This window comes from Curtobacterium sp. NPDC090223 (genome assembly GCF_044746585.1).
Classification (GTDB): Bacteria; Actinomycetota; Actinomycetes; order Actinomycetales; family Microbacteriaceae; genus Curtobacterium.
The window spans coordinates 1-25,023 of the sequence record NZ_JBIVCN010000006.1 but is presented as its reverse complement, the minus strand read 5'-3'; the positions used below and the strand labels follow the sequence as shown (position 1 = coordinate 25,023).

Annotated in this window: 23 protein-coding genes; 9 read left to right on the top strand and 14 right to left on the bottom strand. The window is 70.6% G+C overall.

Going from position 1 to position 25,023, the window contains the following annotated elements; genetic code table 11:
* Positions 1-3: 3 nt before the first annotated feature.
* From ACIPJY_RS15120 to ACIPJY_RS15110, 3 genes are all read left to right on the top strand, one after another.
* Positions 4-1,398, top strand: a complete 1,395-nt coding sequence (locus ACIPJY_RS15120; RefSeq protein WP_400465237.1) for a sensor histidine kinase — start codon at positions 4-6, stop codon at positions 1,396-1,398.
* Positions 1,395-2,027, top strand: a complete 633-nt coding sequence (locus ACIPJY_RS15115; RefSeq protein ID WP_400465234.1) for a response regulator — start codon at positions 1,395-1,397, stop codon at positions 2,025-2,027. The genes ACIPJY_RS15120 and ACIPJY_RS15115 overlap by 4 nt, the downstream gene beginning before the upstream one ends.
* A gap of 96 nt (positions 2,028-2,123) precedes the next feature.
* Positions 2,124-2,996: a hypothetical protein gene (locus tag ACIPJY_RS15110; RefSeq protein ID WP_400465232.1), complete on the top strand. Its 873-nt coding sequence runs from the start codon at positions 2,124-2,126 to the stop codon at positions 2,994-2,996.
* A gap of 75 nt (positions 2,997-3,071) precedes the next feature.
* On the opposite strand, the gene opgC is transcribed toward ACIPJY_RS15110, so the two are convergent.
* The 4 genes from opgC to ACIPJY_RS15090 all read right to left on the bottom strand — a co-directional run bounded on the left by opgC (position 3,072) and on the right by ACIPJY_RS15090 (position 8,851).
* Positions 3,072-5,558: an OpgC domain-containing protein gene (gene opgC / locus ACIPJY_RS15105; protein ID WP_400468225.1), complete on the bottom strand. Its 2,487-nt coding sequence runs from the start codon at positions 5,556-5,558 to the stop codon at positions 3,072-3,074.
* A complete protein-coding gene (locus tag ACIPJY_RS15100; RefSeq protein ID WP_400465227.1) occupies positions 5,555-5,956 on the bottom strand; it encodes an ATP-binding protein in 402 nt (133 codons plus the stop codon). Before ACIPJY_RS15100 ends, opgC begins: the two co-directional genes overlap by 4 nt.
* Positions 5,953-7,911, bottom strand: coding sequence for a glycosyltransferase (locus ACIPJY_RS15095; protein WP_400465878.1), 1,959 nt, complete (start codon positions 7,909-7,911; stop codon positions 5,953-5,955). Before ACIPJY_RS15095 ends, ACIPJY_RS15100 begins: the two co-directional genes overlap by 4 nt.
* A 205-nt stretch (positions 7,912-8,116) precedes the next feature.
* The gene (locus ACIPJY_RS15090; protein ID WP_400465225.1) at positions 8,117-8,851 is read right to left on the bottom strand and encodes a TetR/AcrR family transcriptional regulator; all 735 of its coding nucleotides are present in this window, start codon (positions 8,849-8,851) and stop codon (positions 8,117-8,119) included.
* A 128-nt stretch (positions 8,852-8,979) separates the two neighbouring features.
* On the opposite strand from ACIPJY_RS15090, the gene ACIPJY_RS15085 reads away from it, so the two are divergent.
* Entirely contained in the window at positions 8,980-9,912 is a 933-nt protein-coding gene (locus tag ACIPJY_RS15085) for an NAD-dependent epimerase/dehydratase family protein (protein WP_400465223.1), read from the top strand.
* A 155-nt stretch (positions 9,913-10,067) separates the two neighbouring features.
* Here ACIPJY_RS15085 and ACIPJY_RS15080 read toward each other — a convergent pair whose 3' ends face one another.
* The 4 genes from ACIPJY_RS15080 to ACIPJY_RS15065 all read right to left on the bottom strand — a co-directional run bounded on the left by ACIPJY_RS15080 (position 10,068) and on the right by ACIPJY_RS15065 (position 14,403).
* Complete coding sequence (locus ACIPJY_RS15080) at positions 10,068-11,840, bottom strand: DEAD/DEAH box helicase (protein WP_400465221.1); 1,773 nt, start codon at positions 11,838-11,840, stop codon at positions 10,068-10,070.
* 119 nt (positions 11,841-11,959) lie between these two features.
* The gene (locus tag ACIPJY_RS15075; protein ID WP_400465218.1) at positions 11,960-12,913 is read right to left on the bottom strand and encodes a manganese catalase family protein; all 954 of its coding nucleotides are present in this window, start codon (positions 12,911-12,913) and stop codon (positions 11,960-11,962) included.
* Positions 12,914-13,210: 297 nt separating this feature from the next.
* On the bottom strand, positions 13,211-13,720 hold the full coding sequence (locus ACIPJY_RS15070; RefSeq protein WP_400465216.1) for a hypothetical protein: 510 nt from the start codon (positions 13,718-13,720) through the stop codon (positions 13,211-13,213).
* A 5-nt stretch (positions 13,721-13,725) separates the two neighbouring features.
* On the bottom strand, positions 13,726-14,403 hold the full coding sequence (locus ACIPJY_RS15065; RefSeq protein ID WP_400465214.1) for a TetR/AcrR family transcriptional regulator: 678 nt from the start codon (positions 14,401-14,403) through the stop codon (positions 13,726-13,728).
* 46 nt (positions 14,404-14,449) lie between these two features.
* Between ACIPJY_RS15065 and ACIPJY_RS15060 the strand changes: the two genes are divergently transcribed.
* The gene (locus ACIPJY_RS15060) at positions 14,450-14,821 is read left to right on the top strand and encodes a VOC family protein (RefSeq protein ID WP_400465212.1); all 372 of its coding nucleotides are present in this window, start codon (positions 14,450-14,452) and stop codon (positions 14,819-14,821) included.
* A gap of 40 nt (positions 14,822-14,861) precedes the next feature.
* Positions 14,862-16,862 (top strand): GMC oxidoreductase, encoded by a 2,001-nt coding sequence (locus ACIPJY_RS15055; protein WP_400465209.1) that lies wholly within the window; start codon positions 14,862-14,864, stop codon positions 16,860-16,862.
* A 1-nt stretch (position 16,863) separates the two neighbouring features.
* On the opposite strand, the gene ACIPJY_RS15050 is transcribed toward ACIPJY_RS15055, so the two are convergent.
* Both ACIPJY_RS15050 and ACIPJY_RS15045 read right to left on the bottom strand, forming a co-directional pair.
* Positions 16,864-17,835 (bottom strand): AraC family transcriptional regulator, encoded by a 972-nt coding sequence (locus ACIPJY_RS15050; RefSeq protein WP_400465206.1) that lies wholly within the window; start codon positions 17,833-17,835, stop codon positions 16,864-16,866.
* A gap of 40 nt (positions 17,836-17,875) precedes the next feature.
* Entirely contained in the window at positions 17,876-18,448 is a 573-nt protein-coding gene (locus ACIPJY_RS15045) for a TetR/AcrR family transcriptional regulator (protein WP_400465203.1), read from the bottom strand.
* A 246-nt stretch (positions 18,449-18,694) separates the two neighbouring features.
* Here ACIPJY_RS15045 and ACIPJY_RS15040 point away from each other — a divergent pair, with 246 nt between their 5' ends.
* From ACIPJY_RS15040 to ACIPJY_RS15030, 3 genes are read left to right on the top strand one after another with little or no spacing between them, the layout of a single operon-like run.
* Positions 18,695-20,080 carry an FAD-binding oxidoreductase gene (locus tag ACIPJY_RS15040; protein WP_400465200.1) on the top strand — a complete coding sequence of 462 codons (1,386 nt, stop codon included), beginning with the start codon at positions 18,695-18,697 and terminating at the stop codon, positions 20,078-20,080.
* Positions 20,080-20,907, top strand: a complete 828-nt coding sequence (locus ACIPJY_RS15035) for an alpha/beta fold hydrolase (protein ID WP_400465197.1) — start codon at positions 20,080-20,082, stop codon at positions 20,905-20,907. The genes ACIPJY_RS15040 and ACIPJY_RS15035 overlap by 1 nt, the downstream gene beginning before the upstream one ends.
* Positions 20,904-21,404, top strand: a complete 501-nt coding sequence (locus tag ACIPJY_RS15030; RefSeq protein WP_400465195.1) for a DUF427 domain-containing protein — start codon at positions 20,904-20,906, stop codon at positions 21,402-21,404. The genes ACIPJY_RS15035 and ACIPJY_RS15030 overlap by 4 nt, the downstream gene beginning before the upstream one ends.
* A gap of 105 nt (positions 21,405-21,509) precedes the next feature.
* Here the strand turns inward: ACIPJY_RS15030 and ACIPJY_RS15025 are convergent, their stop codons facing one another.
* The 4 genes from ACIPJY_RS15025 to ACIPJY_RS15010 all read right to left on the bottom strand — a co-directional run.
* A complete protein-coding gene (locus ACIPJY_RS15025; protein WP_400465192.1) occupies positions 21,510-21,731 on the bottom strand; it encodes a hypothetical protein in 222 nt (73 codons plus the stop codon).
* A gap of 43 nt (positions 21,732-21,774) precedes the next feature.
* Positions 21,775-22,005, bottom strand: coding sequence for a hypothetical protein (locus ACIPJY_RS15020; protein WP_400465189.1), 231 nt, complete (start codon positions 22,003-22,005; stop codon positions 21,775-21,777).
* Positions 22,006-23,599: 1,594 nt separating this feature from the next.
* Positions 23,600-24,055: a hypothetical protein gene (locus ACIPJY_RS15015; protein ID WP_400465875.1), complete on the bottom strand. Its 456-nt coding sequence runs from the start codon at positions 24,053-24,055 to the stop codon at positions 23,600-23,602.
* Between the two features lie 594 nt (positions 24,056-24,649).
* Positions 24,650-25,023, bottom strand: a 374-nt coding sequence (locus ACIPJY_RS15010; RefSeq protein ID WP_400465186.1) for an RHS repeat-associated core domain-containing protein, incomplete at its 5' end; no start/stop codon positions are given.

The following is a 25,023-nucleotide window of genomic DNA, read 5'->3' as shown; positions in this document are numbered from 1 at the left end:
GGTGTGCACCGACGACGGACCCCCGCCCCAGACGCCGTCGACAGCAGCGTGCTCGTCGTCGCCGCCGACCCCGGCCGGTCCGGGCGTGCGACGCCCTGGACGCGGGTCCTGGTCGGCCTCGTCGTCGCCGCGGTCCTGGGCGGCGCGGCGATCGCGACCGTCGGCACCCTGGTCTCCCAGCGCACCGCCGAGCGGTTCGCGGTCGAGGACGCCACCCAGGACACCGCGACCGTCGCCAGGGCGGTGGTCGAACCCGCACTCCGGGACGCCCTCGCCGACACCGGTGCGCCGGTGGACCAGCGCCGCGCGGCAGCCGACCGCCTGGCCGCCGCCGTCCGTGACGTGACCGCGGCGACGTCGGCCGTGCGGGTCAAGCTCTGGGCGCCGGACGGCACCGTGCTGTGGTCGGACGAACCCCGCCTGGTCGGCGAGCGCTTCGCACTGTCCGACGACGACCTCGAGGCACTCGAGACCGACCGCTCCGACGCCGAGGTGTCCGATCTCAGCGCTCCGGAGAACCGCTACGAGCGCGGACACGGCCCGCTGCTCGAGGCGTACCAGGCGGTGCACCTGCCGTCCGGCGACCCGCTGCTGTTCGAGGTCTACTACCCGTCGGACACGGTGCTGGCGAGCGCGGCCTCGCTGCGGTCCGCGTTCGCGGCGCTCGCGTTCGGCACCGTCGGCGTCGGCACCGCGCTGCTGCTGCCGCTCGTGCTCTGGCTGCTGCTCCGGATCCGGGCCGGGCAGCGGGAGCGCGAACGACTGCTCGTCCGGGCGATCGACGCCGAGACCGCGGAACGCCGTCGGCTCGCCGCGGACCTGCACGACGGCCCGGTCCAGGACATCGCCGGGCTGGCACTCACCCTCGGAGCCGCGGCCCGGACGAGCGGTGCTCCCGCTGCGGCGGTGCTCGACGACTCGGCGACGACCCTGCGGCACGCGGTGTCCGCACTCCGGTCCTCGATGGCGGCCATCCAGCCGGCGGCCCCGGACCGCGAGGGCCTGGCTGCGGCGCTCGACGACGCGACCGCACGGGGCGGAGCCGCCGGCCTCGACGTGGTGATCGACGTGCCCGACACGGTCGACGCGCCGCCGGCCGCACTGCTGGCGACGGTCCGGTTCGTCCGCGAGGCCGTGGCGAACACCGTCCGGCACGCACGGGCGTCCTCCGTCCAGGTCGTCGTCCGCCGGACCGCGGACGACCTGGTCGTCCGCGTCGCCGACGACGGGATCGGCTTCGACCCCGCCGCCGTGCTCGGCACGCGGCGGAGCGGCCACCTCGGGACCACCCTGCTCCGGCAGATCGCCGAGGACGCTGGTGGGGCGCTCCGTCTCCGGTCCGCACCGGGCGACGGGACGACCTGGGAGCTCGCGCTGCCGACCGGTGTCCGGTCGTGACCGTGCGGGTGCTGCTGGTCGACGACCACGCGCTGGTCCGCAACGGCCTGCGCGCGGTGCTCGACACGACCGGGGACTGCGAGGTGGTCGGCGAGGCGGCGACGGGTGAGGACGCCGTCGAGCAGGCCGTCGCGCTCGTGCCCGACGTCGTCGTGATGGACCTCTCGATGCCGGGGGCGGGCGGGGTGGCCGCGACCGAGGCGCTGCGTGCCCGTGTCCCGTCCGCGCACGTGCTCGTCCTGACGACGTTCTCCGACGACGCCCGGGTCCGCGCCGCACTGGCCGCGGGAGCGACCGGCTACCTGCTCAAGGACGCCGACCCGGACGACGTGGTGCGCGCGGTGCGGGCGACGGCCAGGGACGAGGCACCGATCGACCCGCGCGTCGCGCGCGGGCTGCTCACGACCGCGCGGCCGGGCCCGGATCCCCGCGCGACGGGTCCTGCGCTGCCGCCACGGGAACGCGAGGTGCTCGTCCGGCTGGCCCGGGGGCTGTCGAACCGGCAGATCGCCAGCGAGCTCGGGATCGCCGAGCGGACCGTGAAGGTGCACGTCGGCAGCGTCTTCCGCCGGATCGGCGTCGCGGACCGGACGAGCGCCGCGCTGTGGGCGAGGGACCACGGCTGGTGACCGGGTACTAGTACCAAGGTCCGATACCGGTCACGGTGCGGACCGGCGACGATCGTGCCGAGGGGCCGAACCGCCCCGCTCACCAGGAGGCACACCATGGACCACACGCTCACCCGACGCCGCACCGCCGGCCTGGCCGCGGCCATCACCGCGGTCACCGTCGCGGCCGTCGCCCTGGTCGGGGTCGCCCCGGCGCAGGCATCCGGCAAGACCTCGACCGGCGGCGACTACGCCGTGACCGTGAACGGCACGACGACGAACCCCGCTGCCGGCAAGGACTTCAAGCTCAAGGACGTCGCCGTCTCGGGCACCATCGCCGTCCGGGGCAAGCACAACGGCTTCGACATCCGGGTCGCCGACCTCGGCGTGTACGACTACACGCTCACCGGCGCCCAGGACACGCAGCGGATGGTGACGAAGCCGACCGTCGTGTTCGCGTCGAAGGTGCCGTCGCTCACCGCGGCGCAGCGCGCCGGCACGAAGCTGTCCTCGCTCGAGGTCCGGGACGACACCCTGGTGGCGGTCTTCGGCACGGGGGCGGGCAAGTTCAAGATCCAGGCGAAGGACGGCGCACAGGGTGGGGTCTTCCAGATGGAGACCGAGTTCGCCGCCCCGGTGACGTTCACGCACACGCTCGGTGCCGGCCTGTTCTACTTCACGAACCCGTACACGGGCAAGATCAACTTCGGCGACGGCACCCCGGCCGTGGCGAGCGGGAGCTCGGCACACCAGATGCTGCTCGGCAAGGACAGCCCGCAGGTGGCGACGAAGACGTCGCAGACCGCGACGACGACGACCTGGACGGTGCAACCCGGCGGACGGCTCGGTGGGGTGCTGGGCGAGGACGCGGTCGAGCTGAGCCAGGGTGCGACGAACTGCACGAGCGACTGCCAGGCGCAGAACCAGGTCCGGGGATCGCTGCCGGTCCCGCCGGATCCGGTGGACCCGACGCCGCTCGCGACGCGCTGACGCGTCGCCCCGCACGACGGACGGGAGGCCCGGTGCCAGCTGGCACCGGGCCTCCCGTCCGCAGGTGGCGCGCCGTCAGCGCGGGATGACGCTGAACAGGAACTTCCTGCGGACCATGTACCAGGCGAGCAGGATCAGCGCCGAGTGCGTGGCGAAGCCGATCCACCCGTTGCCCCAGTCCACACCGGGGATCGACGCGATCGCCAGGGCGAAGAACACCTGCCAGACGAAGACGTAGAGGCTCGCCTGGCCGATCGGGATCCACAGCCACCCGATGGCCGCCGCGATCGGCTTCCAGAACACCGTCAGGATGGCGTAGGACACGATCGCGAAGAACGCGATGTCGACCAGTCGGCCCCACTGCAGGTCGACCCGCTGGTACGCCGTGTTGTACAGGTCGTCGTACATCGACGCCGGGAACGGCACCGGCGTGAAGCCGAAGTGGTTCGCCGCCCAGACGTACACCAGGAACGCCGCGTACCCGCAGACGCCGATGCCGATCAGCACCTTGCCGAGGCGTCCGGTCAGCGCACGGACGATCTGCCGCCGGTAGTACCCGAGGACGAGTCCGTGGGTGAACACGACCTGCCAGGTGAGCAGCGGGAACACCGACTCGAACTGGGAGTTCAGCGGTCGGAACGACGGGTCGACCGCCTGGAAGACGTAGAGCGCCCAGCTGCCGATGAGCACCGCCCACCAGAAGCCGCGGCGGATCACCCAGAGCAGCGGCGGGATGAACAGGCTCAGCACCACGAAGAGCCCCATGATGTTGAACGGCCACGGGCCCATCTCGAGCAGCAGGAACTGCCGGATGGCGTACCACGGCGGCGGGTACGCGAGCAGCTGCATGGCGTTCGGGTACAGGTCGTAGACGCGGCCCTCGGCACCGACGCCGCCGGTACCGGTCCCCCGGTCCGTGAACGTCGTGATCGCATCGGTGTTCAGGAACGGCACGAAGCTCAGCGCGAAGACCACCGCGATCACCGCGAGCGTCACGAGGTACTGCTTCCGCGCGCGCTTCCACGCGCCGACCGCTGCGATCCACTCGCCGAACTTCTTGATCGCCAGCGGGTAGGTCATGCCGAGCACCATGCCGGAGAGGAACACGAACATCTCCGCGCCGGTGATCGCCCCGACGGCGTGCAGCGTGATGTACGAGTACGGACCCCCGATCTCGATGTGCGTGATCACGACCGCCAGGATGATGAACCCGCGGAACAGGTCGAGCCGCAGGTCGCGCCCGGGCTTTCCGTCGTCCGGGTAGCGCCAGCTCGGCAGGAGCCGGCCGAACACCCCGCTCAGCAGGAACACGATGGCGAGCCCCACCGCGCACCAGACGATCCACGCCATCTGGTCGCCGCCGGTGTCGAGCTGCTGGTTCGTCGCGGCGCTGCCGTCCTGCGGTGTGATGCGCTCGGTGACGGGGCCGAACACGAAGCGGTCCGCGCCCTGCAGATCGGTGCGGAACGACCCCGCGATCCCGGGCTGGGCGGTGTCGCGCCAGTCCGCGACGCGGTTGCCGGCCTCGGGTTCGCGTCGGTTCGTCTCCAGGAAGGTCACGCCGCGGATGAGCGGTCGATCCTCGAGCGCGGTGAAGACCTGTCGCCACCAGCCCTGTTTCACGTCGAGCTCGGCGGCACCCCTGAGCGAGTGGTCGTACAGCGCGCCGGTGTCCAGGAGCATCGGCCGGTCGTGGCCGACGGCGAACCGGTCGTAGAAGTCGCCGGCCTGCCGCTGCTCGTACCCCCAGGTCTCGTCGAACCGGGCCGCGACCTCGCCGGACTCGGGGACGTCGTTCCTGGTCAGTGGGACGTCCCGCCCTGCGGCCTGGGTCGCCTTCCCCTTGCCGAAGAAGAACATCGACATGCCGACCCAGTCGACGGACGAGTCGCCTGGCCAGTAGGGCTCGTACGGGTCGTCGGCGGCGGTGAGCTGGCCGTCCCCGTTCGTGTCGAGCTTCGCGGTGTCCGTCGCCGACAGGTCCGCCAGGCGCCCGGCGGACTCGCCGAACGGGTACCCGGCACCGTACGACGGGGACCAGACCATCAGCGCGTCCGACGTCCCACCGTGCACGGCCGTCGCGAGTGCGCGGAACGCCTGCACGTACTGCGTCGGCTGCTGTCCCCAGCGGACCCAGGTGCCGTTCATCTGCGGGGCGAACCGCAGGAGCACCTGCGTGTCGTACTGCCGGTGGATCGACTCGACCAGGTCGTTCGCGTGCCGGGCGTCCGCCGTCGTCAGGGAGCGCAGCGCGACGTCGGGCTCGAGGCTGACCACGAGGGTCGCGCCCTGCGCCGCCGCGGCACGCGTCGACCGCAGCAGCTCCCGCTGGGCGCTCGCGTCGATCGGGTAGTCGATCTCCACCGCGTAGCTCGAGGGCGTCGCACCGAGTCGTCCCTCGTACCCGTCCGGCGCGTCCGAGCCCCAGTCCAGGTCCGGGCCGAACCAGGTCTTCCCGGTGGACGGGGTCAGCGAGGCCGCCTGCGCCGGGATGGCTCCCCCGAGCAGGAGCACGCCGACCGTGACCAGGACCGCGACGACACGGACGAGCGTCCGCCTCACCGTGTGCACACCAGTGTCCAGACGTTGTGTCCGTGCTCGTGCCGGTGTTCGAGGCGGTCGAGCGCGGCGATGGCGAGCGCGAGCCCCCGGCCGCTCTCGGCGTCGAGGTCGGCCATCGTCACGGCACTGAGGTCGATGTCGACCGGCAGCCCGTTGTCGCGGAGCACCGCGGTGAACTCCTGGTCGGTCGCGGTGAGTTCCACGGAGTACCGGCGCCCGTGCTCCCGGTCGGCACGGGCCGTGTGCTCGACGATGTTGGCGGCGATCTCGGCGAGTGCGGTCTCGAGGGCGAACCGGTGCGCCATGTCGTCGACGCCGAGGCCGTCCCACCACGCACCGAACCGGTCCTGCACGGTGTCGAGGCTCTCCGGCACGGCAGGCACGTCGAACGCCGTCACAGTGGACCACCCACCGTGCTCGACTCGTGCTCGGACTGCGGCCCGCTGCCCGGCCCGCGGTACAGCACCGCACGGATCACGATGCTGAAGACGAACAGGTCGAAGACGACCCACGCGGTGTTCACCAGCGGGGCGATCCCGGAGGCCTGACCGGCCAGGTACCGGATCGCGATCAGGACCAGCGCGGCGACGAGCGCGGCCATCGCGATCAGCTGCGGCCGGACGAGGTCCCAGCGCGGCTTCTGCTCGGACTCGTCGCGGACCTTCGGCGTGACGCGGAACCCGAGGGGCTTGCCGCGGAACACGTTCTCGAAGGCACTGGTCACGCTCTCGATCCAGACCGGGAACAGCGCGAGCGAGTACTGCTGCCCACGCCACGTCGGTCTGCCGGCGGCCACCACCCAGAACAGCAGCTGGTTGAGCACCAGGAACGGGATCAGCCGGGCGAAGAAGTCCACGCTGTACGCCTGCACGGGGACGACCCCGAACGACAGGCAGAGCACCGGGGCCGCGATGTAGACGATCGCCGCGAAGCCGGACAGGTAGCTCCACATCGTCGAGAAGTACATCAGGCGCTGCCCGAACGACAGCCCCTTCTGCACGAGGGGGTTCTCGCGGAAGAACACCTGCATGGTGCCCTGCGCCCAGCGGAGCCGCTGCACGAGCATCGTCGGCAGGTCCTCGGGGGCGAGCCCCTTCGCCAGGATCTCGTCGTGGTACGCCGACTTCCAGCCGAGGCCGTGCAGACGCATCGCGGTCGCCATGTCCTCGGTCACCGAGATCGTGGCCAGCGGCATGATCGCCTGCGCCTCGTCACCGCGGTTCACATCGACGGCGCGGGCGAGCACCGCGATCGACTCGATCGCGGCGACGGGTGAGGCGTTCCGCTGCCCGAGGACGTCGAGTGCGGCGTCGTCGAGGCCGGCGAAGGTGTTGGCGTCCGTCGACATCGCCGCGAGTTCCTGCAGGTCGTTCCGCACCGACTCGAGGTCGGCCGCGGCGAACCGGAACGCGATGGCGTCGATGCCCCGCTGGAACTCGTACGTGACGTCGCCGAGGGGCTCGCCGCCGGCCATCTGGTCGCGGGCACGGTCGACCACCGACTCGGCGTCGTCGAGGGCGCGGAGCACGCGCGGGTCGGTCTCGGTCTCGCGCGCGCGGGCCAGGAGCTTCCGGGACGTCCTGATCGTGCGCTGGACGGAGGCCTCGACTTCTCGAACGTAGCGGGAGATGCCGAGCTGCATCAGCGCCTCACGACGGAGGATGGCGTTCGACCCGCAGAAGAACGCGGCGTTCCAGCCGTCCTTCGACTGCTGGATCGGACCGTAGAACAGCGGCGCCTGGCTGCCGAGGAGATCGGCATCCGGCACGTTCTCGAACCACTGCGGCGTCTGCACGAGCGCCATCCGCGGGTCCTTGAAGTACCCGAGCGTGCGATCGAGGATCGCCGGGTCGGGGACCTGGTCGGCGTCGAGGATGAGCAGGAACTCGCCCTGCGTCGCCATCAGCGCGTTGTTCAGGTTGCCCGCCTTGGCGTGCCGGGGCCGGTCGATCCAGTCCTGCCCGCGGGTGATCACGCCGAGCCCGAGTTCCTCGGCGGCGGCACGCATCTCGGCGCGGTTGCCGTCGTCGAGGATCCACGTGGAGTGCGGGTACGCGATCGCCTTCGCAGCGCGGGCGGTGCGCATGACCAGGTCGATCGGCTCGTTGTACGTCGTGATGAACACGTCGACCGTGACCTCGTTGCTCGGTGTCGTCGGCGGTTCGCCGCGTTCCCGGAGCTTCCAGGCGCCGAACGCGAAGAGCAGCGAGTCGATCACGCTGTACGTCTCGGCGAGGATCAGGGGCACCGCGATCCACCAGGAGTGCCAGTTCACCGAGGCGACCCAGCGCCATGCGACGTAGTTGATGCCCGCCAGGGACGCCAGCAGCGCCACGGTGCGGACCGTGACCAGGCGGCGTCGCGCCGTGCGCTGCGCGAGACGTCGGCGGTCCTGTCTGCTGAGGTCGAGCGCGGTCACCGGCTGGCTCCCGAGCCGACGTCGGCCGTCGTGGTGCGCTGCAACGTGTCTCCTGATCGCGGCGTGGTGGTCGGTCACGCTCCGTCCGTCGGGTCGGTCTCGGCGTAGGGACCTGTCTACCCCAGGCCGGCGGCGTCTGTCAGCCCGCCGCCCCGTTCCGAACGGGGAATCCGATGTCCGCCGCCAGCCGCTCCACCACGAGGTCGAAGTACGCCGCGTGGTCGGACACCGATCCGACGTAGTGCCCGAACAGCTCGAACGACACCGTCCCGAACACCGCGGTCCACGCCATGAGCGTCCGCATCACGGCCTCGGCGGGGGCGTCCTCGGCGATGCCGCGCGACCGGATGTACGCGACCGCACCGTCGATCACCGACCCGGCCGGGCTGAGAGCCGGCGTGACCGTGGCAGGTGGGGCGGGCCTCCCGGTCGTGGCGTCGACCACGATCCGGACCAGCACCATCGTCGCGCGCGTCGCGGGCTCGATCGTCTCCTGCGGGGCCGCGTACCCGGGGACCGGACTGCCGTAGAGCAGCGCGAAGTCGCCGGGGTGCGCGACCGACCAGTCGCGGATCGCACGGCAGGCCGCGACCCAGCGTCCGCCGACGTCCTGGCGGTCGTGGGCGGCGTCGGCACGTTCGACGGCGTCGCCGAGCTCGTCGTAGTCCTGCACCAGGAGCGCGGTGAGCAGGTCGTCCCGGCTGGGGAAGTACCGGTACAGCGCGGACGAGACCATGCCGACGTCCCTGGCGACGGCCCGGAGGCTGAGCTGCGCGGGCCCCTCGTCGGTCAGGCGTGCTCGCGCGGCGCTCAGGATGCGTCCGCGGACGGTCTCGCGAGCCAGGTCGCGTGCGGTCGGTGCCCGGTCTGCCATCCGTCCACCCTGGCACGCGAGAGCACTGCACACAACCGAGAGCAGTGCTCTTGCGCTGGGTCGCGGCGCGTGTCATCCTCGAAGAACGGAGAGCACTGCTCTCGGATTCGCGGACGGAAGGACACCCCATGTCGCACCACCTGGTGATCGGCGCCGGCCCCGTCGGCCGGCACGTCGCCGCACTCCTCGCCGAGCGCGGAGAGCGCGTCACGGTCGCGACCCGATCGGGTCGCGTCACCGGTCTGCAGGCCGTCGGTCACGTCGCCCTGGACGCTGCGGACCCCGAGGCGCTCACCCGGGCGGCCGAGGGTGCGGCCGTGCTCTACAACTGCGCGAACCCCGGGGACTACACGCAGTGGGAACGGACCTGGCCGCCGCTCGCCGCCTCGCTGCTCACGGCGGCGGAGCGGACCGGTGCGGTGTACGCGATCACCGGGAACCTCTACCCGTACGGCCCCGTCGACGGCCCGATGCGCGAGGACCTGCCGGATGCCGCGACCGACCACAAGGGCGTCCTCCGGGCCCGGCTGTGGCGCGACGCCCTCGACGCCCACCGCGCCGGCCGGGTCCGCGCCGTGGAGGTCCGCGCGTCAGACTACGTCGGCCCGGGCATCGGTGCGAACGGCCACGTCACCCGCGTGCTGCCCGGGGCCCTCGCCGGGAAGACCGCGTGGATGATCGGCCGGACGGACCTGCCGCACACCTTCACGGCCGTGCTCGACGTCGCGCGGACGCTCGTCGCCGCGGCCTCGGACGAGTCGGCGCACGGGCGGCTGTGGAACGTCCCGTCGAACCCGCCGAGGACGCAGGTCCAGGCACTCACCGACGTGCTCGCCGCCGCCGGCAAGCCACCCGTGACGGTGCGACGGCTGCCCACGGGAGCGCTGCGTGCCCTCGGGGTGGTCTCGCCGATGATGCGGGAGATCGCCGAGATGGGGTACCAGTGGACCGCGCCGTACGTGCTCGACGACCGTGCCGCCCGGGCGCAGTTCGGCATCGAGCCGACCCCGTGGGACGAGGTGTGCCGACGGACCGCGGCGGGCGTGCTGGGCTCCCCGTGAAGGATGTCGAAACGCGCGTAGGCAGTCGGTTCTTCCGACCACCTACGCGCGATTCGACTGCCCAGCGCGGGTGCGGTGGGTGAGAACGCACCCCACGGACGGACGGGAGGCCCGGTGCCAGCTGGCACCGGGCCTCCCGTCCGTCTCGGGGTGTGTCAGTAGCGGGGCTTGCGCGCCGGACGCTCGTCGCGGTCGTCGCGCGGGCCGCGGCGGTAGCCGCCGCCGGCGCCGCCACGGCGGTCCGGCTGGATCTCGATGAGGCGACCGCTGATGCGGGTGTCGCGGAGCTTGTCGAGCACGTCGCCCGGCATGTCCGACGGCAGCTCGACGATGGAGAACTCCGGCTGGATGCGGATCGCGCCGAAGTCGTCGCGACGCAGGCCGCCTTCGTTCGCCAGGGCCCCGACGATCTGGCGCGGCTCGACGCGGTGGCGACGGCCGACCTCGATCCGGTACGGGGTCATCGGGACGGAGCGACGACGACGGTCGCCGCCGTCGGCCTCGCGGTCGCGGCCCTTGCGCTCGTCACGACGCTGGTCGCGCTCGACCTGACGGCGCAGGGCGTCCTCGGCGGGGTCGAGGAGCAGCGGGGTGTCCCCCTGCGCGACGACGGCGAGGGCTGCCGCGACGTCCTGCTCGGGGACGTCGTGGTGCTCGACGTAGTGGGCGATGATGTCGCGGAAGGCCTCGATGCGCTCACGCGACTCGAGCGCCGCGGTGATCGCGTCGTCGAAGCGGGTGAGGCGCGTGACGTTGACGTCCTCGACGCTGGGCAGCGTCATCTCGGTGAGCGGCTGGCGCGTGGCCTTCTCGATCGCGACGAGGAGTCGGCGCTCGCGCGGGGTGACGAAGCTGATCGCCGCGCCGCTGCGCCCGGCACGACCGGTGCGGCCGATGCGGTGGACGTAGGACTCGGTGTCGACGGGGATGTCGAAGTTCACGACGTGCGTGATGCGGTCGACGTCGAGGCCTCGGGCGGCGACGTCGGTGGCGACCAGGATGTCGAGCTTGCCCGACTTCAGCTGGTTCACGGTGCGCTCGCGCTGTGCCTGTGCGACGTCACCGCTGATCGCCGCGGCGGCGTACCCGCGGGCGCGGAGCTTCTCGGCCAGCGTCTCGGTCTCGCTCTTGGTGCGGACGAAGATGATCAGGCCCTCGAAGTCCTCGACCTCGAGGATGCGGGTGAGCGCGTCGACCTTCTGCGCGTACGAGACGATGAGGTAGCGCTGCGTCGTGTTGGCGGACGTGGTCGTCTTCGCCTTGACGGTGATCTCGGCCGGGTCGTTGAGGTACTGCTTCGAGATGCGGCGGATCTGCGCGGGCATCGTCGCGGAGAACAGTGCGACCTGCTTGGTGTCCGGGGTCTCGGCGAGGATCGTCTCGACGTCCTCGGCGAAGCCCATCTTGAGCATCTCGTCGGCCTCGTCGAGGACCAGGTACTTCAGCTCGGACAGGTCGAGCGTGCCCTTCGCGATGTGGTCCATGATGCGACCGGGCGTGCCGACGACGACGTCGACGCCACGGCGGAGCGCGGAGAGCTGCACGCCGTACGCCTGGCCGCCGTAGACGGGCAGGACGTGCACGCCGCGCATGTGCGACGCGTACTGCTCGAACGCCTCGCACACCTGCAGGGCGAGCTCGCGGGTCGGGGAGAGCACGAGGGCCTGCGGGAGCTTGCTGCCGGCTTCCATCCGGGACAGCACCGGCAGCGCGAACGCCGCGGTCTTGCCGGTACCGGTCTGCGCGAGACCCACGACGTCGCGCCCCTCGAGCAGGGTCGGGATGGTCGCGGCCTGGATCGCGGAGGGGGTCTCGTACCCGATCTCCTTGACGGCCTTGAGGACGGGTTCGCTGAGCCCCAGGTCGGCGAACGTCACCACGGGCCCCTCGTCGACGGGTTCGGTGGTGCTGTTCGTGTCGGAACTCATCCTGGTACGGTACCCGGTCCACGGCTCGGAGCACGACCAACCGTGGGCATCCGGACGGACAACAGGCACGGTACCGAGCCGCACCGTGCCTGTCGTCCGGCCGTCAGCCGGTCACCGGATCAGGCGACCGGACCGTACAGCGGCGTCTCCGCCTGGTCGAGCTCCAGCTCGGCCGTCTGCTGGATGAGCGCGAGCAGGTCGGCGTCGAGACCGGGCGCGAACTCCTCGAGCCGCTCCGGGGCGATGAAGGACGGCACGCCCTGCGGTGCCTGCTCGGACGCGTCGAGGGTCGTCCCGTCGCTCGAGGGCGACGCGCCGCGGAAGATCTTCGCGGCCTCGGACGCCCCGTCGAGGTCGAAGCTGTACTGCTTGCTCTGCAGGCCGAGGTCCACCAGTTCCTTGACCTCCGGGAACCGCTCGGCGTTCGTCTTCGGGATCGGCAGCAGGGTGTTCCACGCGACGCCGAGCGACTCGAGCGCCTTCGCGTACGCGTTCTCGTGCGCCTGGTCGCGGACGATCAGGTACGCGATGGTGGCCCGGGCCGTGGGGTTGTCCGTCATCTCGTAGATGCGGCACTTCTGCAGCCGGCCGGTCGACTCGAGCATCAGGTTGTAGAGCAGGTCGAGCGGCAGGTTGCCGGAGTTGTAGACGTAGCTGCCGCTCCACGGGTTGCCGGCGGCGTCCACGGGCAGGGCGCCCTGCGCACCGACGAGGTAGTGGTGGATGTTGCCGGTGTCGAGCGCGATGTTCAGCGGGGTGGCACCCTTCGCTCCGGGCTTGTCGACCGGGTCGGTGACCTTGCCCGAGTACCCCGGTGCGCCGTCGAGCAGGCGGGAGATCGTCGTGCCGATGAGCTCGACGTGGCTGATCTCCTCGGTGCCGACCCCCTGGATGAGGTCGCGGAACGGCTTCGCAGCGGGGCCGCGGAAGTTCATCGCCTGGAAGAGGTACTGCATCATCGTGCGCATCTCGCCGAACTGGCCGCCGAGCCCCTCCTGCAGGGCGTTCGCGGCTGCCGGGTCCGGGTCGCCCGGCGCGATGTCGTTGATCCAGGTCTGTGCGTGGAAGTACATGCTGACTCCTGATCCGTGCAGCGTCGGCGCCGCACGGTGCTCACGCTCCTCGCGGCCGCCTGGGCACGGGGTCGGGTGATCCACCACGCGCAGCGGGGCGCCGCGCCGCGCCGCGGTGCGCCGTGGCGGCGCACAACGGAAACCGGCTCGAACCACGGACGGGCGTGGTTCGAGCCGGTTTCGGTTGTGCGAGAGCAAGCCGCACCGCGGCCTGCGCAGCGCGCTCCGCACCGCGGCCGGCGCGAGCGGACGACGGACTGGAGGCCCGGTGCCAGCTGGCACCGGGCCTCCAGTCCGTCAAGGAGTCGGGACCACCGCCGTGGCCGGCCCCGTCTGCGCAGCTGCGGCGAGCCGGTCCGCCCGGCGGAACTCGCCGTTGCGGGCGAGCGCGCCGGCGGCGCCGGCCGCGACCGACACCGGCCCGAGGACGACCAGCCAGTCCGGGAATGCCACGAGCGGCAGCGCCGCGAGGACCCCGGCGAGCGCCGAGGTCGCCGCGACGTGCAGCACCCGCGAGCGGACCGGGCGCATCGCGCGTCCGAGCAGCATCGTGAACGGGAGGGCGACGAGTGCGGCCCCGATCGTCGGCAGGAACGCGACCACGTCGACCATCACGACCCACATCAGGGTCCCCCCGATCGCACCCCACCACGAGCCGTACACGGTGCCGACGTCCCAGCCCGAGGACGTTCCCGTCCAGACCAGGCCGATCAGGACCGTCGCCGGCAGGGTGACGCCGAGCATCCACCCGAAGGCGCGGACCTCGAGCCAGCGACTGTCCGACCACGACCAGCCGGCGGGTGCCACGGGGGTCACGCTGCACGCCCCGCGACGATGCCGACGATCTCGGTGACCGCGGTGCGGAACGGGCGGATCCGGAGCATCGGCAGGGCGAAGCGGAGCACGCCGAGCATCGCGTCGACGAGCCGGTTCGTCCGGCTCTGCCCGGGCGAGGTGTCGTACGTCCAGAACAGGGCGAAGAGCAGGTAGCCCGTCCAGAGCGCTGTCGGCAGGTCTTCGGCGAGGTCCGAGGGGAGCTTCTGCCGCGCGCCGGTGACGGCCCGGCGGAAGAGGTCGAGGACGAGGTCCCGCGCCTCGGACGACTCGGCGGACAGCGGGTTGATCGGCGAGTCCGGTGCGACCGCGGCGGCGAGGAACTGCGGCGCGATGGTGTGGTACCCGCCGAGGTTCGTCAGGCCCGAGCGGACCACGATGCCGATCCGGGCGGTGAGGTCGTCGGTGGTGTCGAGCAGCGGGAGTGCGACGGCGCGGTGCTCCTGCTGCACGTCGACGTAGAGCTCCTGGACGAGGTGGTCCTTCGTCGGGAAGTGGTAGTACGCGTTGCCCACCGAGAGCCCTGCCTCTGCCGCGATCCCGCGCATCGTGGTGGCGTCGTAGCCCTGCTCACGGAGCGACCGGATCGCCACGGCGCGGATCGCGGCCCGGGTTCGTTCCCGCTTCGGGAGCGGCTTCCCCTCGTTTTCGAACATGTTCAAAACTACACCCGGTCCGCCCTCGTGTCACTAGGGTGGGGCGATGACGACCGTGCGGGAGTTCCAGGTCACCTTCGACTGCGCCGAGCCGGCGCGGCTGGCGCGCTTCTGGTCCGACGTGCTCGGGTACACCGTCCAGGGCGACGGGTCCTCGTGCGTGGACCCGGCCGGCGTCGGACCACGGCTGTACTTCCAGCGCGTGCCGGAGGGCAAGGTCGTCAAGAACCGCGTGCACCTCGACGTGCGGGTCGGGACCGGGCTGGTCGGCCCCGAACGGCTCGAGACGCTGGAATCCGAGTGCGCCCGGCTGGTCGCGATCGGCGCCACCCGCGTCCGGCTCCTGCCCGCCGACGACGACGAGGAGTCGTGCATCGTGATGCAGGACGTCGAGGGCAACGAGTTCTGCCTGGACTGAACCGCCCGACCGTCCCACCCACCCGACGAAGGAGTCCGGCGTGCTCGAACCCGTCCGTGACCAGCTCCTGGAGCTGATGGACCGTGTGGTCCCCGGCGACCAGGACCCGTCCGCGAGCCAGGCCGGGGGTCTGGCGTTCCTCGAGTCGGTGGTCGCCGAGCGCCCGGAGTGGGCCGAACGCCTGCGCGACGTCGCCGCGCACGGCGGGGCCAGTGCGCACTGGGACTGGTTCGCCGAGCTCGTCGCGGGTGGGTTCTACGCCGACCCGGGCAACGGCGGGAACGACGGCGCGGCCTCGTGGCGGATGGTCGACTGGCAGCCGGAGCCGCTCGGCGGGTGGCCGGTCGCGGTCCCGGTGGCGGAGGCCGAGCCGGTCACGGTGCACCCGGCGGCGCTGGCGGACCGCTACGACGCGATCGTGATCGGCTCGGGGGCCGGCGGTGGCGTCGCCGCCTGTGGCCTGGCCGAGGCCGGGCGCCGCGTCCTCGTGGTGGAGGCCGGCGACTGGCCCGCCATCGACGCCCTGGCCCGCGACCACCTCCGGAACCCCCGGTCGGACTGGGGGCTCGCACCGCACTCCGGCCCCACCGACGACCGCGACGTCCGGGTGACCGACGACGGGCGCACCCGACTGCCGATCCGACCGGCCGAGCCGGGGTGGAACAACAACGCGTTCACCGCCGGCGGCGGCACGCGGGTCTACGGCGCGCAGGCGTGGCGGTTCGCGCCGCTCGACTTCCGGATGGCGTCGACGTACGGCGTCCCGGACGGCAGTGCGCTCCGGGACTGGCCGATCTCCTACGAGGACCTGGAGCCGTACTACGCGCGCGCCGAGTGGGAGGTCGGGGTCAGCGGCGGCAGCGACGACGGCGCGTGGGCCGGGCACCGTTCCCGTCCGTTCCCGATGCCACCGGTCGCCGCCGGACCCGCACGGGAGCGGTTCGCGGCGGCTGCGGCGTCCCTCGGCCTCGGGACCGTGCACGTCCCGCTGCTGGTCAACAGCACGCCGTGGCTCGACCGACGTGCCTGCGCCGGCTGCAACCAGTGCGTCGGCTTCGCCTGCCCGGTCGACGCCAAGAACGGCTCGCAGAACACGATGCTGACCAGGGCGTTCGCCACCGGCCGTGCCCAGGTGGTGCTGCGCACGCGCGCCGCCCGGCTCCGGACGGACGCGACCGGGCGGGTCGTCGGCGTGACCCTCGTCGGCACCAGGGACGGGCGGGACTGGCGGCGTGACGTCGACGCCGCGGAGGTCGTCGTGGCCGCCGGGGCGATCGAGTCGGCACGGCTGCTCCTGAACAGCCGGACCGACCGCGAACCGAACGGCATCGGGAACGGCAACGACCTGGTCGGGCGCCACCTGCAGGGGCACGTGTACGGCGGGGCGACCGGGGTGTTCGACGACGTGGTCGAGGACCTGGTCGGTCCCGGCCCCTCGATCGCGACGACCGACCGCCGGCACGGCACGGAAGGACTCGTCGGCGGCGGGATGATCGCGAACGAGTTCGTCGCCACCCCGTCGAACACCTACCGGTACCTGGTGGGCGCCGGTCTCCTCCCCCGCGCCGGCGCCGCGTCGAAGGACGGCATGCGCCACCTGGTCCGGCGGACCGCCCGCTTCATGGGTCCGATCCAGGAGGTCACCTCGGCGACGTCCCGCGTCCGCGTCGACGACGGGGTCACCGACCGGTACGGCGTGCCCGTCGCTCGTCTCAGTGGGAGCGTGCACCCGGAGGACCTGCGTGCCCGCGACGCCACCAGCGCGGTGAGTGCCGCGTGGCTCCGTGCCGCCGGGGCCGTCCGGGCCGTCGAGGTCGGTGGCGCCCCGGTCGGGCCGTCCGGCGGGCAGCACCAGGCGGGCACGCTCCGGATGGGGTCCGACCCGTCGCACTCGGTCGTGGACGAGTTCGGGCGGGTGTGGGGACACCCAGAGCTCCGGGTCACGGACGGCTCGGTGCACGTGACGAACGGCGGGGTGAACCCGGTGCTGACGATCTTCGCGACGGCGATGCGGAGCGTCGAACAGATGACGGCGGAGTAGGTCAGTCCGCGTCGCGCAGCGTCGTGCTCGGGTACTCCCCGAACCGCGCCGCGTAGACGCCGGAGAACCGCCCGAGGTGCGCGAACCCCCAGCGCAACGCGACGTCCCGGACGCTCGTCTCTGCCGGGTCGGCGCGACGGAGTTCGGTGTGCACGTGGTCGAGCCGCACCGCGCGCAGGTACTCGCTCGGTGACGTGGCGAGCGCCCGCCGGAACCCGTCCTGCAGCGCCCGGATCCCGAGACCAGCGGCCTTCGCGGCAGAGGTCGGCGTGATCGGCAGGTGCGCGTTGGCGTGGATGTACTCGACGGCCGTCCGCACCCGCGCGTTCCCCGGCACGAGCAGCGACGGGGGCAGCGACACGGGCAGCTGCGGGTAGAGCTCGAGGAACGCGATGGCGGCGAGACGGGACATCTCCGCGCGGAGCAACGGCGATGCCGGCGCACCGATCAGGGTGCGCGAGATCAGTCCCATCGCCTGCCCCCACGTGCGGACGGCGTCGCGTCCCGGGACGACGGCGCCGTCCACCCGGAGCGCTCCGTGCTCGATCCCGGACTGCTCTGCCGCGACCCGCTCGACGAGCCCGCGGTCGAGGTGGACGAGCTTCTGGTCGAAGTCGGCGTACGAGAACCGGAAGGGCCGGTCGGCGGGGAACAGCACCGGTGTCCCCGGCGCGACGGACACGTCGGCGTGGCCGACGTCGACGACGCCACCGCCCGACGTCACCCAGTTGACGATGAACTCGTCACCGGTCGGCACGATCTCCCCGTCGAGCCGCCCGCCGTGGAAGGACGACGTGCGCAGCGTCATCGACTCGTCGCCGATGGCGTGGTGCGCGTACGAGAACGGACGCTCCCCCGCCGGAGCCGTCGACCACCGCGTACCGTGGTAGAGCCCGCGGAACATCTCCACGGCTTCGCCACGATCGGTGCCGCGCGCTTCGATGCGCACGCGGGCAGGGGCTTCCTCGGTCACGTGAGCATCGTCACACACGAGCCCGCCCGGCCGCGAGCGGTCACTGCGGACCGTAGAGCCCGATGAGCATCGCGGCCGACGTTCGCGCCTCACGAGCCGGTGCGACGGAGCCCATGGTGGCCGCCGCGACCTGCGCCCCCTCGGCCAGCAGCACGATCGACGCGGTCAGCATCGCCGGCAGACCCGCGCGCGCCACCAGGTCGTCCACGATCCCGGTGAAGACACGCGTGTGGTCCCGGACCATGTCGAGGATGCGCGGGTTCGTCCGGCCGAGCTCGCCGTAGGCGTTGATGAACACGCAGCCCGCGAAGTCGTCCTCGGCGAACCAGTGCTCGAGGAACGTGAAGATCCCGATGAGGGCGTCACGGGGGTCCTCGATCGGGTCGACGGCACGGAGCAGGTTGCCCGTCCACCGGTCGTGCTGCTGGTGCAGGACCGCCTCGACCAGGGCGTCCTTCGACACCACGACCGACGCCGCCCGGCCCGCCGGGACACCCGCCCTGCGCGCGACGTCGGCGAGCTCGACCGTCGTCGTTCCCGCCCGGTTGAACAGGTCGTCCGCTGCGGCCATCAACCGGCGATGGCACTCGACGTCACTGAGGACTGCGGGCATGGCGGGTTCCGATCGGGTGCGCGAGGAGCGGTGTTGGTGGATACTTCCGAGTCTCGACGATAGGCCTGCGCCGGCGCGACGCACGCACGTGTCCGGAGAACGGCGGTCGAGGACCTCGGGCTGTCCGGGATGCGCGGCCGGACTGCGCGTCGGCTCCCGGCTCGGATCCTGACGCGGGCGGTATCGTCGGCCGGGCCTCAGCGCGGAGCAGCAGCGCGCCGCCGAGCACCGGAAGGACCTGCGAGCATGACCCTCACGACCCCGGTGGACACGTCCGCCCTCGACGACCTCCTCGGCGCCGACCAGGTGCTCCGCGACCCGGCGTCGCTCGAGCGCTACAGCCACGACGATGCCGAGTGGGCCGAGTTCTCCCGTCCCCTGGCGGTCGTCCGGGCGCGCAGCACCGACGACGTCGTCGCCGCGGTCCGCTGGGCTGCAGCGGCGGGTGTCCGGGTCGTCCCCCGCGGTGCCGGGACGGGGCTCTCGGGCGGTGCGAACGCCGTCGCGGACTGCATCGTGGTGTCCCTCGAGCTGATGGACGACGTCCTCGAGGTGAACACCGACGAGCGCTACGCCGTCACCCAGCCCGGCGTCATCAACGACGCCCTCCGCGCCGCCGTCGCCGAGCACGGCCTCTGGTACCCGCCGGACCCCGCGAGCTCGGCGATCTCCACCATCGGCGGCAACGTCGCGACCAACGCCGGCGGGATCTGCTGCGTCAAGTACGGGGTCACGCGCGACTACGTCCTCGGCCTGACCGTCGTCCTCGCCGACGGGTCGGTCGTGGAACTCGGCCGGACGACCGCGAAGGGCGTCGCCGGCTACGACCTCACCGCGCTCATGGTGGGGTCCGAGGGCACGCTCGGCATCGTCACGAGCGTCACCGTGAAGCTCCTCCCCCTCACCGGCCGGGACGAGCGCGCCGTCATCGGCTACTTCCCGTCGCTCAGCGCCGCTGGGGACGCGGTCGCCGCGATCTCCCGGGCCGGGATCATCCCAGCCGCCCTGGAGATCGTGGACCGCACCTGCCTCCGCGCCGTGGACGACTGGATGCACCTCGGCCTGCCGTCCGAGGTCGACACCCTGCTGCTCGCCCGCATCGACGAGCGCGGTGCCGCCGGGGACGAGATCGCCGACCACGTCGCCGTGGTGTTCGCCGACGCCGGCGGCACCGACGTCGAGCGGGCCACCGACCCGGCGGAGATCGACCGGTTGTTCCAGGCCCGCCGGCTCGCCTACCCGGCGCTCGAGCGCCTGGGCCCGGTCCTCACCGAGGACATCTGCGTCCCCCGCAGCGCCGTCCCCGAGATGCTGCGCCGGATCCAGGCGACCGCGGCCGCGAACGACGTCACGATCGCCAACATCGCGCACGCCGGCGACGGCAACCTGCACCCGCTGATCATCGCGCCCGAGGAGGACCCCGCCGCGAAGGACCGCGCGAAGACGGCCTTCGACCAGATCGTCGCCGACTGTCTCGCGCTCGGCGGCACCGTGACCGGCGAACACGGCGTCGGGCTGTTGAAGCTCCCCGGCCTGCGGCAGGAGCTCGGCGAGCGCGTCATCGCGATGCACCGTTCCGTCAAGGACGCCCTGGACCCCGCCGGCACGCTCAACCCCGGGAAGGCCTTCTGATGACCACCAGCGCCACCATCACCTCCTCCGACGGCGCTCGCCTCGCCTACACCGACTCCGGTCCCGCTCGTCCTGGCGCCCGCACCGTCGTGCTCGTCGCCGGCTACGCCATGCCCGCGACGGGCTGGGCACTGCAGGAGGACGCCCTCGTCGCCGCCGGACACCGGGTGATCGCCTTCGACCGTCGCAGCCACGGCGAGAGCGAGGACGTGACCTGGGGCCAGCGGGTCGCCCGGCACGGGGCCGACCTGCACGAGCTGCTCGAGACGCTCGCCGTCGACGACGCCGTCCTGGTCGGCCAGTCGATGGGCGCGAGCACGATCTGGGCGACGATCGACCTGTTCGGCACCAGGGGCATCGCGGGCGTCCTGACCATCGACCAGACGCCGAAGCTCATCAACACCGCGGACTGGCCGCACGGCTTCTACGGCATGACCCCGGAGAACAGCGGCACCTTCTTCGACGAGGGCATCCCCGACACCGGCCGCGGCCTCCGCGTCGACCAGGGCAACGCCGGCGTCCAACGCCTGATCGAGCGGATCGGCGGCTTCCCCGCCGTCCGGACCCCGAACGCCCCGGAGACCGTCCGGCTGCTCCGGGACCACGGGCAGCAGGACTGGCGCGACGTCGTCGAACGGCTCGACGTCCCCTTCACCATGGTCGCCGGGCGCGACAGTCAGCTCTGGCCGTGCACCCACGCGGAGGCCGCCGTCGGCACGAACCCGAACGGCCGGGTCGTCGTCGTCGAGGACGCCGGCCACGCCACCAACCTCGACCAGCCCGACGTCTTCAACGACGTCCTCCTCGCCTTCCTGGAGTCACTGTGAACCGTCACCCCGCACCCGTGCAGCCCGGCCCCGGCCAGGAGTCCGTCTGGGACTACCCGCGCCCGCCCCGCGTCGAGCCCACCACCGAGCGGATCGTGGTCCGGCTCGGCGGCGCCGTGATCGCGGACACCACCGCCGCCGTCCGTGTCTTGGAGACGAGCCACCCGCCCGTCTACTACATCCCCGCCGACGACTTCACACCGGGAGCCCTCACCCCCACCAGCGGCTCGAGCATGTGCGAGTTCAAGGGCCGGGCGAGCTACTTCGACGTGCGCGGCGGCGACACGACCGTCCCCCGCGGTGGCTGGACCTACCCGACGCCCGAGCCCGGCTTCGCCGAGCTGCAGGACCGCGTCGCGATCTACCCGGGCCAGATGGACTCCTGCGAGGTCGCCGGTGAACGCGTCCACGCGCAGGCCGGTGACTTCTACGGCGGCTGGATCACGTCGAAGGTGGTCGGCCCCTTCAAGGGCGAGCCCGGCACCCTCGGGTGGTGACGCTGCGGCTTCGCACGTGGTGACGAGCCGGACGGGAGGCCCGGGTCGGGCCCGCCACGCCACTTCCGCCCGGCACGTGGTCGGCCGATCACGCGGCGCGCATGGTCATCGGGTCGCGATTCCGACTGATGATGCGATGACGAAGTAGAGCCCGATCACGACCATGCCACCGCCGATGACTGCAATGAACCACGCAGGGGGCTTCGGCCGCACACGCTCGGGCAGGATGCGTCCTCGTTCCGTGAAGTCAGCGGCCGCCTTCCGGAAGATCATGAGGAAGACGCCGAACGGAACGGCCAGTAGGCCGACCAGGAGAAAGATGATCATCGGAGAACCCGCTCGACTCCTCGGTGAACGCTACTCGTCGCTGTCAACCGGTACCCGCTGAGATAGCCAACAAGCCCAGCGCAACGCCGAAAAGGAAGAAGAAAACTCCCGCACCCCGCACTCCCCAGACGGAATTTCGGCGGTCGCCTGGTCGAATGCCGAACAAAGAACGCACGCCACGTCCGATTGACGAGCTCACTGACGTCGCTGCCATGAAGATGGAAACGCCGACAACCATGATGACCAGTCCTGTGACCAGCATCTGGCCCTGCATGTCAGTCATCCATCGCCGAGGGCTCGTGTGATCACTGACTGAGCGTACGCCGATGCCGCGCCAACAGTCGCGGCCACACCCGCGCTGCGATTACCACCTTCCATGGCTGCCGTTGATGGGGTCGTCGGCTGGGTGGGCGTAGCGATTGGCGTTGCTGGGGTCGAGTGGTGCGTCCGTGATTCCCCGGCGTTCGCGGTCTGCCAGCGCATTCCGAACCTCGTGAACTCGTTCCGCCCAGTATGTACGCCCTTCAACCACGGGCCGGGTGCGCAGCCCACTGAGAGGAGCCGAATCAGAACGAAGTCATCACGAACACGGCACCGACCACACCGAACACCGTGCCGCAGATCGCGATGAAGCGGGAGCTTGACAGGAGTGCTGGGTGTGGTGATTCGGGCCGAGACCGGGAGGACCTGTCAAAGGCGTCGGCGACTCGGCGTCGAAGACTCACGACGGCAATCGCGATCACAACCACGATGATTCCGACTACGAGCGAGTAGGTGTCCATCGATATTCAACCATTCTCAATCTAAGGCGTCACGAAGAAGAAGTCGCCCATCGCGTCCGTGTTGATCACGTCATTCCCGTTGGCGTTGGTGGGGCTGAGCGGCGAATCGAGGGTGTCGCGTTCAATACATCCGCCGGCAGCGCTGGTCCGCCGATGAAGGTCTTGGCTCCGTCAGAGAGACACCCCTCCTACTTACCGTTTCGGCCGGACTTCAGTGCGCGGACGCGGATCCAGATGAACGCGCTTCCCCAGACCAGGAAGATGAAGGCCAAGGTCATGGAGATGCCTCTGTACCGTCCCCAATTTTCGTTCAAGAATGGTAGTGCGATGAAAGCAACAGCTAAAAAGTATGTGCATATTGTGACGAGTAGACTCAGTGACGCCCGGCGTTGAGAAGCAGTGTTTTTCATGATCATCCTTGTGCGAGGAAAAGCGCCGGTCCTCCCACGGCATTTCCCGATCCGACAGCTCCAATGACGGCACCCTGCCAAGCGCGGGTTCCGATCTGCCCTGGGCTTTCACGCTCAAGAACACCAGACGCCACCTGCAACGAGTCCAAGACCTGCACCGATTGCCGCGCCTTCACCTACGTTCGTTGGGGTTCCGGCTGCGCGGGGACGACGCCTTCGGAACCGACCAGTTCGAGATGCATCGCCGACCGATGCGTACGGCAGTTCACAGGTGCCAACCGCCATACGATACATTATCGGCACGCGCTCAGACGCAGGACGAACGCTCTATCTCTACGTCTCCTTACGCACCGCACCCCGGCACGCTTGAAGGTACCGGGATGCGGTGCACGCGGAAACCGTCTGCTTCGCGATGTCGCGGGATTGCGCTCCAGCGAAGTAGTACCGCCCGGTGGGGTAGCTGGTGTCGGCGATCGGGTGGAACCGGTCTGCGTTTCCCCATTCCTGCACGCGAGTGATCTTTAGGGCTTGCGGCGCAATCGTGCATACGCGAGAGTACTTACCGATATCGCAACTAGAGCGATCACTACGCTCACTGCGTAGCTCAGCTTCCAGGCCGGCGAGACGAATGGCAAAAGTAGCCAGATGACCGTTACGGCCAGTGTGAAAATCACCGTTATTTTGAGAAATCGCTCTCGATTCCATTTATGTATAAAATACCTCCTAAGCGAAGAGGGGAACCAAGGCTGGCAGGAATCCAGCCTCTGCTCCCTTTCCAAGGCCATCGAGAGCTGCGTTGCCCACTTGAGCAGCGCTTCCACCATCGTAAGCCGTCGAAGCAGCCGACCCCGCAGCGCCCCACCGCAGACCCCAAGAAGATACCCAAGGAAGCTCCGGCTGCGCATCCAACTCCCGCAGTAAAAGCGCATACTGTAGCCGTTGTAGCTATGCCTGCAACTGCGCCGGCAAGGATGCCAACTTGATCGCCCGCTACGGATTTGCCAGTCGGATCGGAATTGTTGATCGGATCGGAACCGGCGAAGGCGCAGCGATTCGCGTTGGACGGGCTGAGAGGCGCGTCAACGGTGTCGCGCTGGATCCACGCTCCCGTCGACGCGGCCTGCCAGCGCATGCCGTACTTGGTGAGGCCGGTTGCGGTGTTGCTGGAGCGGATGCGGTCTTGAAGCCGTACGGGTTTTGTTTCCACTGCGCGCTCGTGTTACCGAAGGTGACGGTTTCGCCGCCGTACGGGGCGTACTGCACCGTGTACGCCTTGGCGCCCTGGTCGGTGATGGCAGCGGCGGAGTTCCCATCACCGTCGACCACGAGCAAGCTCGTGGTCCCGTCCGTTCCCCCGCTGGTGGCCTGCGACAGCAGCTTGTTCATGTCCGCGCAGGCGTACTCGTAGCTGGTCGTCACCCCGTCCTTCGTTGACGAGGTCAGCTGCTGCGCGCCGTTTCATCGACCGTAGCCCGAACACGAGCGGCCCGCGTTCCTTTTAGCCTCGTGTCAGCGCTCATCGTGCCGGCGGTTGCCACTCGACTGCGCTGCGCTTTTGGAGCGCCATGCGACAACGGCGGAGACGATTGCGCCCGCAAGAACGATCAGCGCGACGATACGTGCTATCAATCCCCCATCACCGAGCCATAGAACCGCCGTCATTACAGCTGCGGCGACCGCTATTAGAATGGATACCCACAACTTGATCATCAGCTCGACTCCAATTCTAAACGCAACCATCCAGGAAGAGCGGGATGGTACCGAGGCCGCTCCCTGCAAGTCCGAACCCTAGGCCTGCGACTGCCAGCCAACCGGCTGGCCCCGAGAATACTGCAACTGCTAGGCCAGCGAATGCGATCGCTTCAAGAGTCCAGTCCCAACCACAGCCCATCCCCGTGGGGTCGGCACCATTAATGGGGTCGCACCCCACGAATGCGTATCGGTTAGCGTTGTTGGGGTCGAGCGGCGCGTCGAGTGTATCTCGCTCGAGCCACTGGCCGGTCGTTGCGGACTGCCACCGGTACCCGAACTTTGTCAACCTCGTGTCGCTGTTGCTGGAGTGGATGCCGGTCTTGTACCCGTAGGGGTTCTGCTGCCACT